The 13,454-nt window shown below is 72.9% G+C and carries 14 protein-coding genes and 1 tRNA gene; 6 read left to right on the top strand and 9 right to left on the bottom strand.

The genetic code is table 11. The features are described from left to right. Nucleotides 1-18 precede the first annotated feature (18 nt). Complete coding sequence (locus tag ACFSHS_RS16950; RefSeq protein ID WP_376878601.1) at nt 19-1,947, bottom strand: putative bifunctional diguanylate cyclase/phosphodiesterase; 1,929 nt, start codon at nt 1,945-1,947, stop codon at nt 19-21. A gap of 206 nt (nt 1,948-2,153) precedes the next feature. Here ACFSHS_RS16950 and ACFSHS_RS16945 point away from each other — a divergent pair, with 206 nt between their 5' ends. Continuing rightward, nucleotides 2,154-3,194, top strand: a complete 1,041-nt coding sequence (locus ACFSHS_RS16945) for an LLM class flavin-dependent oxidoreductase (RefSeq protein ID WP_376878599.1) — start codon at nt 2,154-2,156, stop codon at nt 3,192-3,194. 76 nt (nt 3,195-3,270) lie between these two features. Here ACFSHS_RS16945 and nadC read toward each other — a convergent pair whose 3' ends face one another. The 3 genes from nadC to nadA are packed head-to-tail and all read right to left on the bottom strand — an operon-like array spanning nt 3,271 to nt 6,840. Continuing rightward, nucleotides 3,271-4,167 carry a carboxylating nicotinate-nucleotide diphosphorylase gene (gene nadC, locus ACFSHS_RS16940; protein ID WP_376878597.1) on the bottom strand — a complete coding sequence of 299 codons (897 nt, stop codon included), beginning with the start codon at nt 4,165-4,167 and terminating at the stop codon, nt 3,271-3,273. Next, nucleotides 4,164-5,825, bottom strand: a complete 1,662-nt coding sequence (locus ACFSHS_RS16935) for an L-aspartate oxidase (protein WP_376878595.1) — start codon at nt 5,823-5,825, stop codon at nt 4,164-4,166. The genes nadC and ACFSHS_RS16935 overlap by 4 nt, the downstream gene beginning before the upstream one ends. 1 nt (nt 5,826) lies before the next feature. Beyond that, nucleotides 5,827-6,840: a quinolinate synthase NadA gene (gene nadA, locus ACFSHS_RS16930; RefSeq protein ID WP_376878593.1), complete on the bottom strand. Its 1,014-nt coding sequence runs from the start codon at nt 6,838-6,840 to the stop codon at nt 5,827-5,829. A gap of 71 nt (nt 6,841-6,911) precedes the next feature. Between nadA and ACFSHS_RS16925 the strand changes: the two genes are divergently transcribed. Continuing rightward, nucleotides 6,912-7,655 carry an NUDIX hydrolase gene (locus ACFSHS_RS16925; protein ID WP_376878591.1) on the top strand — a complete coding sequence of 248 codons (744 nt, stop codon included), beginning with the start codon at nt 6,912-6,914 and terminating at the stop codon, nt 7,653-7,655. Here the strand turns inward: ACFSHS_RS16925 and ACFSHS_RS16920 are convergent. Then, nucleotides 7,634-7,987 carry a hypothetical protein gene (locus ACFSHS_RS16920; protein ID WP_376878589.1) on the bottom strand — a complete coding sequence of 118 codons (354 nt, stop codon included), beginning with the start codon at nt 7,985-7,987 and terminating at the stop codon, nt 7,634-7,636. The genes ACFSHS_RS16925 and ACFSHS_RS16920 overlap by 22 nt on opposite strands. A 114-nt stretch (nt 7,988-8,101) precedes the next feature. On the opposite strand from ACFSHS_RS16920, the gene ACFSHS_RS16915 reads away from it, so the two are divergent. Further along, entirely contained in the window at nt 8,102-8,275 is a 174-nt protein-coding gene (locus tag ACFSHS_RS16915; protein ID WP_376878587.1) for a hypothetical protein, read from the top strand. A gap of 16 nt (nt 8,276-8,291) precedes the next feature. Here ACFSHS_RS16915 and ACFSHS_RS16910 read toward each other — a convergent pair whose 3' ends face one another. From ACFSHS_RS16910 to ACFSHS_RS16900, 3 genes are all read right to left on the bottom strand, one after another. Next, the gene (locus tag ACFSHS_RS16910; RefSeq protein WP_376878585.1) at nt 8,292-8,438 is read right to left on the bottom strand and encodes a hypothetical protein; all 147 of its coding nucleotides are present in this window, start codon (nt 8,436-8,438) and stop codon (nt 8,292-8,294) included. A 148-nt stretch (nt 8,439-8,586) separates the two neighbouring features. Beyond that, nucleotides 8,587-9,132 carry a choice-of-anchor D domain-containing protein gene (locus tag ACFSHS_RS16905; protein ID WP_376878789.1) on the bottom strand — a complete coding sequence of 182 codons (546 nt, stop codon included), beginning with the start codon at nt 9,130-9,132 and terminating at the stop codon, nt 8,587-8,589. 325 nt (nt 9,133-9,457) lie between these two features. Continuing rightward, nucleotides 9,458-10,150, bottom strand: a complete 693-nt coding sequence (locus ACFSHS_RS16900) for a hypothetical protein (protein WP_376878583.1) — start codon at nt 10,148-10,150, stop codon at nt 9,458-9,460. Between the two features lie 301 nt (nt 10,151-10,451). On the opposite strand from ACFSHS_RS16900, the gene ACFSHS_RS16895 reads away from it, so the two are divergent. Next, entirely contained in the window at nt 10,452-10,724 is a 273-nt protein-coding gene (locus ACFSHS_RS16895) for a hypothetical protein (RefSeq protein WP_376878581.1), read from the top strand. A gap of 68 nt (nt 10,725-10,792) precedes the next feature. Here ACFSHS_RS16895 and ACFSHS_RS16890 read toward each other — a convergent pair. Next, nucleotides 10,793-10,865 (bottom strand) — tRNA-Arg (locus tag ACFSHS_RS16890). 215 nt (nt 10,866-11,080) lie between these two features. Here ACFSHS_RS16890 and ACFSHS_RS16885 point away from each other — a divergent pair. Then, on the top strand, nt 11,081-11,620 hold the full coding sequence (locus tag ACFSHS_RS16885) for a single-stranded DNA-binding protein (RefSeq protein WP_376878579.1): 540 nt from the start codon (nt 11,081-11,083) through the stop codon (nt 11,618-11,620). A gap of 103 nt (nt 11,621-11,723) precedes the next feature. Next, on the top strand, nt 11,724-13,394 hold the full coding sequence (gene ettA / locus ACFSHS_RS16880) for an energy-dependent translational throttle protein EttA (protein ID WP_376878577.1): 1,671 nt from the start codon (nt 11,724-11,726) through the stop codon (nt 13,392-13,394). Nucleotides 13,395-13,454 lie beyond the last annotated feature (60 nt).

Genomic DNA, 13,454 nt, shown 5'->3' with positions numbered 1-13,454 from the left:
GGTCGTTCTGGGGGTCCTTCAGTCCTCGGGGTCGGCGAGCTCGTCGAGCAGCGCCCCGGTCGCGAAGGCACCGGTGTCGTCGAGGTCGGTCACCCGCAGGGTCGGCTCGCTGCGCTGCTGCGGCACCGCGGGCAGCTCCCGCTCCTCGGGCAGCAGCTCTCCGGCGACGTCCTGGGCAGCCGCGTCGGTCATCTCGCCGATGAACACCTCGGCGGGGCTGGGCAGGGGAGCGGGCCGGCCGAACGCGTACCCCTGGGCCATCGCGCAGCCGTGCTCGAGCAGCCAGTGCGCCTGGTCGAGGTCCTCGATGCCCTCGGCGATCACCTGCAGCCCCATGCCGCGGCCCAGCTGGAGGAGTCCCTGCACGAGGGCGGCGGTCGCCGGCTCGGTGACGACGTCGGCCACGAACGACCGGTCGATCTTCACGGTGTGGATCGGCAGGCGGTGCAGCGCGGTGATCGCGGAGTAGCCGGTGCCGAAGTCGTCCAGCGCGAGGGTGACGCCCTGGTCGGTGACCACCGCGACGGAGTGCAGGGTGGCCTCCGCGGCGAACAGGGCGGTGGACTCGGTGATCTCCAGCTCGAGCCGGTGCGGGGCGAGACCGGACTCCGCGAGCGCCTGCGCGACCAGCTCGCTGAAGCCCTCCTCGGCCAGGTGGCGGGCGGAGACGTTGACGTGCACGCGGAGGTCCTCGGGCCAGGCGGCGGCGTCGGTGCAGGCGCGGTGCAGCACCCAGGCGCCCAGCTTGGAGGTCAGCCGGTTGTTCTCCGCGGCGTCGAGGAAGGCGCCCGGGGGCAGGAGCCCGCGGGTCGGGTGCTCCCAGCGCACCAGGGCCTCGTAGCCGAGCAGCGTCTCGTCCCGGAGGTGGACGATCGGCTGGTAGAAGAGCCGCAGCTCGTCATTGTCGAGGGCGTGCTTGAGGTCGGTCTCCAGCTGCAGCGCGTCGACGTCGTCCCGGCTGAGGGCACCCTCGTGCACCTCGATGCGGGCGCGGCTGCCGTCGGTCTTGGCGCGGGTGAGCGCGCTCTGGGCCTGGCGCAGCAGGTCGTCGGGGGTGGTGTCCGAGCCCAGCGTGAGCCCCACGCTGGCCGAGAGGCTGATCTCGCGGTCCTCGACGAGGAAGGGCTCGTCGAGGACCGCGAGCAGCCGGTCGGCGAGCGCGCGCAGGCCGTCGAGGTCTTCGACGTCCTCGGCGACGACGAGGAACTCGTCGGCACCCAGCCGCACGGCGGTGTCCTCCACCCGGGTGCTCCAGCGGAGGCGGTCGGCGACCTGGCTGAGCAGCAGGTCGCCGGCCTCGTGGCCGAGGGAGTCGTTGACCGCCTTGAACCGGTCGATGTTGAGGTGGACGAGGCCGACCTGCAGCCCCCGGCGCCGGGACAGCGCGACGGCGTGCCGCAGGCGGTCGGTCAGCGCCCGCCGGTTCGGCAGCCCCGTGAGCGGGTCGGTGAACGCCCGTCGGACCAGGTCGTCCTCGGCGCGCCGGCGGTCGGTGACGTCGACGAGGGAGAGGACGACGAACTGGGGGTCGCCGTTGTTGTGCCGGACGATCTCGTGGGACTGCACGACCCACAGCTCGGTGCCGTCGGATCGCCGGAGCCGGCGCTCCCCGTCGAGCAGGAGGTGCGGGTCGAGGTCGGCGGGCTCCTGCTGGTCCGGGACCAGGCCCAGGTCGGCGACCGGCGGGTCGTCGGGGTGGGCGAAGAGGTCGATGTGCCGGCCGGCCAGCTCCTCCGCCGTCCGCCCGGACAGGGCGCACAGCATCGGGTTGGCGACCAGGATGTGCCCGTCGAGGTCCACCAGCGCCTTCGGGATCGGCGCGGAGAGGAACAGCGCCTGGAACAGCTGGCCGCGGTCGGCGAGCAGGGTGTCGATGGCCCGCATGCGCTGCCCGGCGGCCCTGGTTCCGGCGGGCGTCCGGGGTACCTCGGAGGCGGGAGAACTCACGAGCACAGCGTCACCCATGGTGGGCGGGAAGTGACGGAACCTGGTCACGGAGAGTCGTGTTCGTGCCGTCACGGTGAGTCATTCCCCGCCGCGGCGTCGGCGTCTTGTGCCAAGGGCTGCGGCGCGGACGGGCACATCCGCACGCCGGGAACACCGCGACCTTCCCGGCTGCTCCACCCGGTCGAGACCGACGAGAGGGGAGAGCCGTGGAGAAGCGGATCGGGTTCCTGTCCTTCGGGCACTGGCAGCCCATCCCGGGATCGCGGGTGCGCACGGGGCGCGACGCCCTGGTGCAGACCGTGGAGCTGGCCGTCGCCGCCGAGGAGCTGGGAGTGGACGGCGCCTTCGTGCGCGTGCACCACTTCGCCCGTCAGCTGGCCTCGCCCTTTCCGCTGCTCGCGGCGATGGCCGCGCGCACCACCCGGATCGAGATCGGCACCGGCGTGGTCGACATGCGCTACGAGAACCCGCTGTACATGGCCGAGGAGGCCGCCGCGACCGACCTGCTCAGCGGCGGCCGGCTGCAGCTGGGCGTCAGCCGGGGATCACCGGAGACGGCGCTGCGCGGATCGGAGGCGTTCGGGTACGTGCCGCCCGACGGCGGCAGCGACGCCGACCTCGCCCGGGACAAGACCGCGCTGTTCCTCGCCGCCATCGAGGGACAGCCGGTCGTCGACGTCGATCCCCGCATGACCGGCGGGCGGTCGGGCCGTCTGGCGATCCAGCCGCAGTCCCCGGGACTGCGCGAGCGCATCTGGTGGGGGTCGGGCACCCGGGCCACGGCCGAGTGGACGGCGCGGCAGGGGTTGAACCTGATGAGCTCCACGCTGCTGGTCGAGGACACCGGCGTGCCCTTCGACGAGCTGCAGGCCGAGCAGATCGCCCGCTTCCGCACGGCCTGGGCCGAGTCGGGGTGGGACCGCCGGCCGCGCATCTCGGTCAGCCGGAGCGTGCTGCCGGTCGTCACCGACGAGGACCGGGCCTACTTCGGCGCGGAGCGCTCCGGCGAGGACCAGGTGGGCATCCTCGAGGGCGTGCGCGCCCGGTTCGGCAAGAGCTACGTGGGCGAGCCCGACGTGGTCGCCGAGGAGCTGGCCAAGGACGCCGCCGTCCGCGAGGCCGACACGCTGCTCGTCACGGTGCCCAACATGCTCGGCGTCGACTACAACGCCCACCTGCTCGAGAGCATCACGACGCACGTCGCTCCGGCGGTCGGCTGGGTCCACCCCGACCAGCGCGGAAGCTGACCCCAGCTTTCGGTACCGGAAGCTGCGCGGGAGGCCCCAGCTTTCGGTACCGAAAGCTGGGGCGCGCGGCGCGGTGTCAGTCGCGGAGGTCGAGGCCCAGATCGAGCACCGGGGCGCTGTGCGTCAGCGCGCCGACGGCCAGGAAATCCACCCCGGTCGACGCGACCTCGCGCGCCCGCTCGAGCGACAGGCCGCCACTGGCCTCCAGCCGCGCACCCGAACCGCGGGCGAGCGCCACGGCGGCCCGGGTGTCATCGAGCGAGAAGTTGTCCAGCAGCACCAGCTCGACCCCCGCGGCCAGCGCCTCCCGCACCTGGTCGAGGGTGTCGCACTCGACCTCCAGCGCCACCCCGGGCGCGTGCGCGCGGACGGCGTCGACGGCGGCGGTGATCCCCCCGGCCGCCGCGACGTGGTTGTCCTTCACCAGCGCGGTGTCGCCCAGGGCCATCCGGTGGTTGCGGCCGCCACCGCAGCGGACGGCGTACTTCTCCAGGGCGCGCAGGCCAGGGGTGGTCTTGCGGGTGTCGCGGATCGCGGCGCCCGTGCCCTCGACGGCCGCCACCCAGCGCCGGGTCAGCGTGGCCACCCCGGACAGACGCCCGATCAGGTTGAGCGCGGTGCGCTCGGCCGTGAGCAGCGACCGGGCCGGGCCGGCGACGGTGAGCGCGGCACGCCCGGGCTCCGCGGCGGCGCCGTCGGCGCTGTGCATCCGGATGGCCGTCCCCGGCCCGCCCACCAGGTCGAAGACGGCGGCGGCGACCGGCACGCCGGCCAGCACGCCGGACGTGCGCGGGACGACGTCGCCGGTCGCGTGCGCGCCCGCGGGCACGGTGGACTCGGTCGTGACGTCGGGGCCGAGGGCGAGGTCCTCCTCCAGCGCCCGCCGCACGACGCGGACCACCTCGCCCGGCACGAGTCCGGCGTCGGCCAGCATGGCCGTGAGCTCCGGCCGCAGCACCCCCTCGCCGGTCACGCGACGCCCTCGGCGACCAGTTCCCGCACCGGCTGCGTGCGGACGGACAGCCGGCCGCGCCCGTCGAGCCGGTGCACCAGCCGGACCCGCCACTCCGGGCGGCTCGCCGGCGCATCCGTGCGGCGGTGACAGCCGCGGCTCTCCGGACGGGCCAGGCCCGCGGTGGCCAGCAGCGTGGCGACCGTGTGCAGGGCGGTCGCCTCGACCGCCGCCGCGTCCAGCGGCAGGTCCGGTGCGGTCCGGCGGGCCGACGCCAGCACCTCGACCAGCCGGCCCAGCCCCGTGGCGTCCCGGAGCACCCCGGCGTGCCGGGTGGTGGCCGCGGTGATCGTCCCTCGGGCGGCCGGGTCGATGGCGCCGCCCCCGTCCGGCTCGACCGGGACGCCGGCAGGCGGCAGCTCTCCGGCGAGCAGCGCGGCGCAGCGCCGGGCGGCGACGAGTCCCTCCGGAATCGAGTTGGAGGCCAGCCGGTTGGCCCCCTGCACGCCGGTGCAGGCGACCTCACCGACGGCGAAGAGACCGGCCACCGAGGTGCGCCCGTCCAGGTCGGCGAGCACCCCGCCGCAGGCGTAGTGCGCGGCCGGGACCACCGGCACCGGCTCGCGCGTCAGGTCGTATCCCGCCTCCCGGCACGCCCGCGCGATGCCGGGGAACCGGCCGGTCAGGAAGTCCGCCCCCAGGTGGGTCGCGTCCAGGAAGGCGGAGTCCTCGCCGGTGTCGCGCAGGCGGGCCGCGATCGTCGCCGCGACGACGTCGCGCGGGGCGAGGTCGGCGAGCGGGTGCGCTCCGGCCATGATCCGCCGTCCGGACCGGTCGACGAGGACGGCGCCCTCGCCCCGCACCGCCTCGGACACCAGCGCCTGCTGGCCGTGGGCCCGCCGCCCGGTCCAGAGGACAGTCGGGTGGAACTGCACCATCTCCACGTCGGCGACCTCGGCGCCCGCCCGGAGGGCCAGCGCCAGCCCGTCGCCGGTGGCGCCGTCGGGATTGCTGGTCGCGGCGTACACCTGCCCGTACCCACCGGTGGCCAGGACGACGGCCCGCGCGCGCAGGTCTCCGGCGTCGACCAGGTCGCCGTCGTCGATGCGCGCGACCCGCAGGCCGGCGACCCGGCCGTCCGCCGTGCGGAGGGCCTCGAGGGCGGCGGTCCGTTCCAGCACCTCGATGCCGCGGGCGCGCAGCGCCGATCCGAGGGTGCGCGTGACCTCCGCTCCGCTCGCGTCGCCGCCCGCGTGCACGATCCGGTCGCGGCTGTGGCCGCCCTCCCGGGTCAGCGCCGGCCGGCCGTGCGGGTCGAGGTCGAGCTGGGCGCCCAGCGCCTGCAGCATCCCCACGGCGGCCGGCGCCTCGTCGACCAGTGTGCGGACGGCGTCCTCGTCGCAGAGGCCCGCGCCGGCGACGAGGGTGTCCCGCAGGTGCAGCTCGGGATCGTCGTCGGGTCCGAGCACGGCGGCCAGGCCGCCCTGCGCCCAGGCCGTGCTGCCCTCACCGAGGGCGCCCTTGGTGACCACGGTGACCGCGCGGCCGGCGTCGGCGAGCGCGACCGCCGTCATCAGCCCGGCCGCACCGCCGCCCACGACGACGACGTCGGTCCAGCGGCTCCAGCCGGCCGCGGGCAACCGCAGCGCCGGCACGATCGGGGACAGGCTCGCGCGCACGTCATTCACCGACCGGCGACGGCGTGCCGATGGCGACCATGGCCTCGACCGCCGCCCGCGCCCGCGCGGCCACCACGGGGTCGACGGTGACCTCGTCGCGCCCCTCGCGCAGCGCCCGCAGCAGCTTCTCGGGCGTCGACATCTTCATGTACGGGCAGGCCGCCCGGGCGTTCACCGGCTCGAACGACGTGGCCGGGTTGGCCTGGCGCAGCTGGTGGAGCATGCCGATCTCGGTGGCGACGAGCACCCGCTGCGCCGTCGTCCGCCGGGCCTGGTCGAGCATCCCGCCGGTGGAGAGCACGTGCACCCGCTCGGTGGGCAGCTGCCCGTCCGACACCATCCACAGCGCGCTGGTCGCGCAGCCGCACTCGGGGTGCACGAGCAGCTCGGCGTCGGGCGCCGCTTCCACGCTGGCGCGCAGGTCGGTGGGGGAGATGCCGGCGTGCACGTGGCACTCGCCCATCCAGATGCGCATGTTCGGCCGGCCGGTGACCCGCTGGACGTGGGCGCCGAGGAACTGGTCGGGCAGGAAGAGGACCTCGCGGTGGGCGGGGATCGACTCGACGACCTCCACCGCGTTGGACGACGTGCAGCAGATGTCGGTCTCGGCCTTCACCTCGGCGGAGGTGTTGACGTAGGAGACGACGACCGCGCCGGGGTGCTCGGCCTTCCAGGCGCGCAGCTGTTCGGCGGTGATCGTGTCGGCGAGGGAGCAGCCCGCGGCGGCGTCGGGGACCAGCACGGTCTTCTCCGGCGCGAGGATCTTCGCCGTCTCGGCCATGAAGTGGACGCCGGCGAACACGATGGTGGACGCGTCGCTGGCCGCCGCGAGCCGCGAGAGGGCGAGCGAGTCGCCCACGTGGTCGGCGACGTCCTGGATCTCCGGTGCCTGGTAGTTGTGCGCCAGGAGGACGGCGTCCCGCTCGCGGGCGAGCCGGCGGACCTCGTCGCGCCAGGCCTCCCACTGGTCACGCGTCCAGTCGGCAGCAGTCGGGGCGGGCAGCGTCGCAGTCACCGGGACCTCCGGGAGGGTGGGTTTCGTACTGGCAGGCGAAAACCTCGGTGGCAGACCATAGCATTCGGGTCGTGCCCTCTGTGTGGTCCTCGCCGGACCGGCCCGCCTATCCGCACCACGCCCTCGCGGCGGTGCTGCAGGTCAGGGCCGCCCGGCTGCACGTGATGCTCTGGCGCCGGGAGAACGAGCCCTTCGCCGGCGCGTGGGCCCTGCCCGGCGGGCCGCTGCTGCCCGACGAGCGGCTGGGTGCCTCGGTGGCCCGCCAGCTGGCGTCGAAGGTCGAGGTGACGCACCTCGCGCACCTCGAGCAGCTGGAGACGCGCAGCGACCCGGAGCGCGATCCGCGCGGCCGGACGGTGGCCACCGCCTACCTGGGGCTGATCCCGTCGGACGTGGACCCGGCGCTACCCGAGGACACCGGCTGGCACCCCGTCGACCGCCTGCCGCCGACGGCCTTCGACCACGGTTCGATCGTGGCCTCGGCGCTGTTGCGGCTGCGGGCCAAGCTGTCCTACACCAACGTCGGGTACGCCCTGGCCCCGCCCACGTTCACCGTCGCCGAGCTGCGCGACATCTACGTCGCCGCGCTCGGCTACGACGTGACGGCGACCAACCTGCAGCGGGTGCTGCTGCGCCGCGGGGTGCTGGAGGCGACCGGCGACATGGCGTCGCCCGGCCGGGCCGGGGGGCGCCCCGCGATGCTCTACCGCTTCGCGTCCACGGCCCTGGAGGTGACCGACCCCTTCGCGGTCCTGCGGCCCCCGTCGGAGCGCCACGGGTCGGGCCGCCGACCTCAGGCCGCGAACATCCCGTAGGTCAGCCGCCGCAGCAGCACGACAGTGAGCATGCCCGCGGCGAGGACGACGGCGGCCCGTACGACGCGGGCAGCCGCGACCAGGGGTGCCCGGCACGAGGAGCACGGGCCGGGCACCCGGGCGCACCGGACGTGCCCCGAGATCGACCGGCTGAACACCGGCGCGGCCCACAGCGCGGTCGCCAGGGCGGCGGGGGCCACCGGCCAGCGCCCGCGCGCCCCGCGCCAGAGCAGCATCACGAGCACGCCCAGGGTGACCACGGTGAGGAGGTCCAGGAGCACACCCTCGGCCAGACCGGGAAGGGTGTCGACGCCGCCGACCGCCGTCGTCACCGCCGTCCAGAGGGGTGGCGATCTCCCGCCCCAGCCCTCCTGGGCGGTACTCGACCGGGCGGACGGTCGGCGGGATCGTCACCGACGGTCACCTCCGAGAGCAGGATCCGCGTCGTGGGGGAGAGGCGTTACCGGGCGGCCGGCCGGAAGGTCGTCGCGTCACTGGGGACCGTCGCGGCGGCGGCCGGCCTCATCGCCTTCGTGCACCTCATCGCCTTCGTGCACCTCGGCGCCTTCGACGGCCGCAGTGCTCCGTTCCCGCACTCGGTGGTCACGACCGCCCGCTGAGACGGCGTCCGCGGGGCTACGGCGCCGTGCCCGTGCCGGTCAGTGCCACACGGTGCGGGCCGGCCTGGACATTGGCCTCGAACTCCAGGCTCGCCGTCCGCTCGCCTTCCGCGCCCGGCGTGAACGCGACCTGCAGCAACCGCGTGCCCCCGGGCGGGAGCACGGCTCCGTCCGCTGTCGCGAGGGGGCGAAGTCCGAGGCGTTCGTGCCCCGCAGCACCGTGTTGCGTGGCGTGAGCGGCCAGGTCCCGGAGTTGGTCAGGGTGATCGCCATCGGCGGGGCGGACCTCCCCACGGCCGTCGGGGGGAACGTCACGGCCGCCGGGTCCAGAGCGACCGCCGGCGCAGCGCCGATGCCGTGCAGGCTCGCGATGCCCTCGTGACCGCCGGCCGTGGCCACGATGCGGCCCGTCCGCGGCCCGGTGGTCGAGGCCTGGTGGAGGTCGGTCGTGCTGCCGACCAGACCGGTGCCGAAGTCGGTGTGGGGCGGGTCGAAGGCCGGGTCCGCCCCGACGCCGGTGGCCACGAGCTCGACGACGCGGCGTCCCCGCCCGCCGCGTCGATCCGCAGCTGCGCGGTGCGGCGGCCCACGGCCGACGGAGTTGCCTCGAGGTCGATGCCGCAGCCGGCGCCGACCGCGAGGGTCGTCTGGGGGAGGCAGTCGCCCCCGCGGACGGCGAAGTCGGTGGCGTGGGGACCCCCGATCTCGACGTCCGCGACCACGAGGGGGGCGCTGCCGTTGTTGACGAGCGTCACCCGGCTGGGGCCGCTGCGGCCGCCCACGGGTCCCGGCGCGAAGGCCAGCACGGTCGGGTGGACGTGGAAGAACTTCGCCGGCGCAGTCGGATCGTCCTGCACCGCGCGCCGCGCGTCGGTGAGCGCGCCGTCCAGCACGTAGCGCAGCGGCGACTTGAGCTGGGACAGGCTGACGAGCCGGTCCTTCGCGACCGCGACGTCCTCGAACGCGTGCTACTGCCGACGGCGTAGCGGGAGGCATACGTGTCGTCATGCCATGGGTGTGCGCCGCACTCCGCCTGGCCTTACCAAGAGGATTGCTCGTAGGTTGACCCTGATTCGCTGCGGTGACGCAGGCCGGAGTCGACTGACCTAGTATCCCCGCGTCATGCCCAGCAGACGTCTGGTCGGAGATGGGACGCGGGTCAACCTACCGAAATTTATCCGGTCAACTACCAGACACGGATGCCGATGAGTGTACGACCTTGTCCACCACACCGGCCTTGTCGGTAACCTGGGGATATAAGATCCCAAGAAGTGCAAGGGGAGAGTGCGTTACGGCTGCGGCGCCAGCGATCAATGCCTCGTCCCCGTACTTGTGAACCGCTTCTGGAGAGCAATACACAATCGTGGGGAGGTCTAGTCGTGGATCACTCTTCACCTGCCGGAGCAGCTCGAGCCCCGCCCTTGGATGCACATGACCACCCTCCTCGCGCTCCATGTCAGTGATGAGCAAGTCGTAGTCCCCGTGCACCAGCTTGCGCAATCCGTCGTTCGTGGTTGATGCCTGCTCCACGATGATCCCGCAGTCCTTAAGCCTCCCCACCTCGAAGGTGTTGTACTGAGGTCGATCATCGACCCAGAGTATTCGGCTCCCGCGCGCAATCTGGATCGGCGTAGACGCGGCCGGTGGCAGCTCTCCTGAGCCACGTTGACTGCCTGCGATCTGTTGATTCTGTAGATCAGAAACTTGCTTTGCGACACTTTCGAGGGTTAGTTCCATGGAGCCATACTTGAACGTGACCGGATCCCTTTTAAGGCGATCCCTCAAGATCGGCCACGCCAGGGCCAGCGCTAGGACTACGATCACCGGCCAGGCAATCGCGGCTATGGACTTGATCAGCTGCGCCGCATGATCCATCTCGGCCTCCTGACGGGCTGTCGACGATACTCTCAGCGCGGCGCGGCGTCACCTCATCTGGTGCGGGGACGTCTTTCCGACATTCGTTGTTGAGGGGGCGTCGCTTTCCGCACAGTAAACTGAAAGGCCGTGGGTCGGTGACATACCCAGTAGATTGCCGGTAGGTTGACCCGCGTCCCCTCTCCCACCAGATGTTTCTGGGCAGCACCAAGTCGAAGTCGTCGCACCGCCGTCTGCCGCTGCCCGGCACCCTGGCGCCCGGCTGCGCCGCCGGGCCGAGCAGACCGGGGCGCTCGGCTACGTGGTGGCCTCGCCGCACCTGATCGACACCGAACGGCCCCGAGGTCAGTCCAACTGCGCCAAGGCCCTGGCCGCCTGTTCGCCGACGCCGGAATGTCCTGGGCGACGCCGCACACCTTCCGCCGCACCCTCGCGGCTGCACGAGGCGGGCGTCCCCCTGGTCCAGATCGCCGACCAGCTGGGGCACGCCGATCCGGCGATGACCGCCCGGGTCTACCTCCGGCGCGACCTCATGGGCGGCCAGCAGTCGGTGGCCGACGCCCTTGACGGGTAACAATTTCGGTAACCGGCGGTCACAGCGCCGGGCGGGCCGACGAAAGCTCAGGTCAGCTCCCCGGTAGGCGCGCCCGGCAGGACTCGAACCTGCGACCAAGTGCTTAGAAGGCACCTGCTCTATCCGCTGAGCTACGGGCGCTCGGCTGCCGATCATCGCATCGGCGGGCGGCGCCGGGTCGGCAGGCGGCGGCGTGGTCATGCGCGCGGGTGAGCGGGAGATCCGCCGTCCACAGGGCGGAGGGCCGTCCACAGATCGCCCGGTCGGGTGCTCCCGCGCACCGGGCGCCGTCAAGGTTTGCACAGGCCGGCACCTCGCCGGTCGCGCCGTACGGCGCCACAGCCCTGAGGAGCACCGTGAACGACACCATCGTCACCGTCGTCGGCAATGTCGTCGACTCACCGCGACGCGTCAGCCTGCAGAACGGCGCGGTCACCAACTTCCGGATGGCCTCGACCGCCCGCCGGTTCGACGCCGCCCGCGAGGAGTTCGTCGACTCCGGCACGTTCTGGGTCGACGTCGAGTGCTGGAACGGCCTGAGCAGCAACGTCTCCGGCAGCGTCAGCAAGGGCGATCCGGTCATCGTCCACGGCGCACTCACCACGCACAGCTGGGAGACCGACAACGGCCGGCGCAGCACCCCGCGGATCAGGGCCTTCGCCGTGGGGCCGAACCTCGCGCGGGGGACGGCGGTCTTCAAGCGGGACCGGTTCGGTCGCAGCGCTGAGCCAGCCGACGCGACAGCGAGAGGACCCCTGTCCCCGGCTCTCGGCGACGACACGCGGGACGACTTCGCGTCCGAGGAACTGCTCGCGGGGCGGGACTACGTGGGCGATCCCGAGACGTTGGACGACATGAACCCCGCCGATCTCTCCGCGGAGCCTGCGCACGCCTAGTTGCCCCGGGCTGGGAGGATCGGAGGCGAGAACGCACGGGGTGGGGCCGCGCACCGGCGGCCCCGCCCACGCTCGTGAGACGACGGAAGGCTCGGCAAGCCCAGTGGCTCAGTACATCTACTCCATGGTCCGTGCCCGCAAGGCGCACGGCGACAAGGTGATCCTCGACGACGTCACCCTGGCGTTCCTCCCCGGCGCCAAGATCGGCGTCGTCGGGCCGAACGGCGCCGGTAAGTCGACCGTCCTCCAGATCATGGCGGGCATGCAGCAGCCCTCCAACGGCGAGGCGACGCTGGCGCCCGACGCGACGGTCGGCATCCTGCTGCAGGAGCCGCCGCTGAACGAGGAGCTCGACGTGCGCGGCAACGTCGAGGAGGCGGTCAAGCCGCTGCGCGACGCGCTGACCCGCTTCGAGGAGGTCAGCGCGGCGATGGGCGAGCCCGACGCCGACTTCGACAGACTGCTGGCCGAGCAGGGCGAGCTCATGGAGATCATCGAGAACGCCGACGGCTGGGAGCTCGACGCCCGCATCGAGCAGGCCATGGACGCGCTGCGCTGCCCGCCCGGCGACGCCGACGTCACCGTCCTCTCCGGTGGCGAGCGCCGCCGCGTCGCCCTGTGCAAGCTGCTGCTCGAGGCGCCCGACCTGCTGCTGCTCGACGAGCCCACCAACCACCTCGACGCCGAGAGCGTGGCCTGGCTGGAGCAGCACCTGGAGAAGTACGCCGGCACCGTCGTGGCCGTCACCCACGACCGGTACTTCCTCGACAACGTCGCCCAGTGGATCCTCGAGCTCGACCGCGGCCGGGCCTACCCCTACGAGGGCAACTACTCCACCTACCTGGAGACCAAGGCCGCCCGCCTCAAGGTCGAGGGCGCCAAGGACGCCAAGCGGCAGAAGCGCCTCAAGGACGAGCTGGAGTGGGTCCGCTCCGGCGCCAAGGCCCGCCAGGCCAAGAGCAAGGCCCGGCTGGCGCGGTACGAGGAGATGGCCGCCGAGGCCGAGAAGTACCGCAAGCTGGACTTCGAGGAGATCCAGATCCCGCCGGGCCCGCGCCTGGGCAACGTCGTCGTCGAGACGAGGAACCTGACCAAGGGCTTCGGCGACCGGATGCTGATCGACGACCTGTCGTTCACCCTGCCGCGCAACGGCATCGTCGGCGTCGTCGGCCCGAACGGGGCCGGCAAGACGACGCTGTTCAAGATGCTGGTCGGCGAGGAGAAGCCCGACGACGGCGAGATCAAGGTCGGCGACACGGTCAAGATCTCCTACGTCGAGCAGAGCCGCAGCGGCATCGACCCGAAGAAGACGCTGTGGGAGGTCGTCTCCGACGGCCTCGACCACATCAAGGTCGGCAACGTCGAGATGCCCTCGCGCGCCTACGTCGCCGCCTTCGGGTTCAAGGGCCCCGACCAGCAGAAGCCTGCCGGTGTCCTGTCCGGTGGCGAGCGGAACCGCCTCAACCTCGCGTTGACCCTCAAGCAGGGCGGCAACCTTCTCCTCCTCGACGAGCCGACCAACGACCTCGACGTGGAGACGCTGAGCAGCCTCGAGGGCGCGCTCGAGGAGTTCCCCGGCTGCGCCGTCGTCGTCAGCCACGACCGGTGGTTCCTCGACCGGGTGGCGACGCACATCCTCGCCTACGAGGGCGAGTCGAAGTGGTTCTGGTTCGAGGGCAACTTCGCCGACTACGAGAAGAACAAGGTCGAGCGGCTCGGCGCCGAGGCGGCCCGCCCGCACCGCGCGACGTACCGCAAGCTGACCCGCGACTGAACACCGATCCCGTCCTGCTGTCCCGGCACGCTCGGGACGAGCCCCCGACGGGGCCGACGG

This window comes from Blastococcus deserti, from assembly GCF_042682525.1.
GTDB lineage: Bacteria > Actinomycetota > Actinomycetes > Mycobacteriales > Geodermatophilaceae > Blastococcus_B > Blastococcus_B deserti.
The sequence above is the reverse complement of the archived record's forward strand: the minus strand, read 5'-3'. Positions and strand labels throughout refer to the sequence as shown.

What these genes read in the sequence shown, in the direction of transcription:
- ACFSHS_RS16900 (WP_376878583.1), bottom strand. Translation starts at nt 10,150, where the DNA reads ATGGATCATGCGGCGCAGCTGATCAAGTCCATAGCCGCGATTGCCTGG.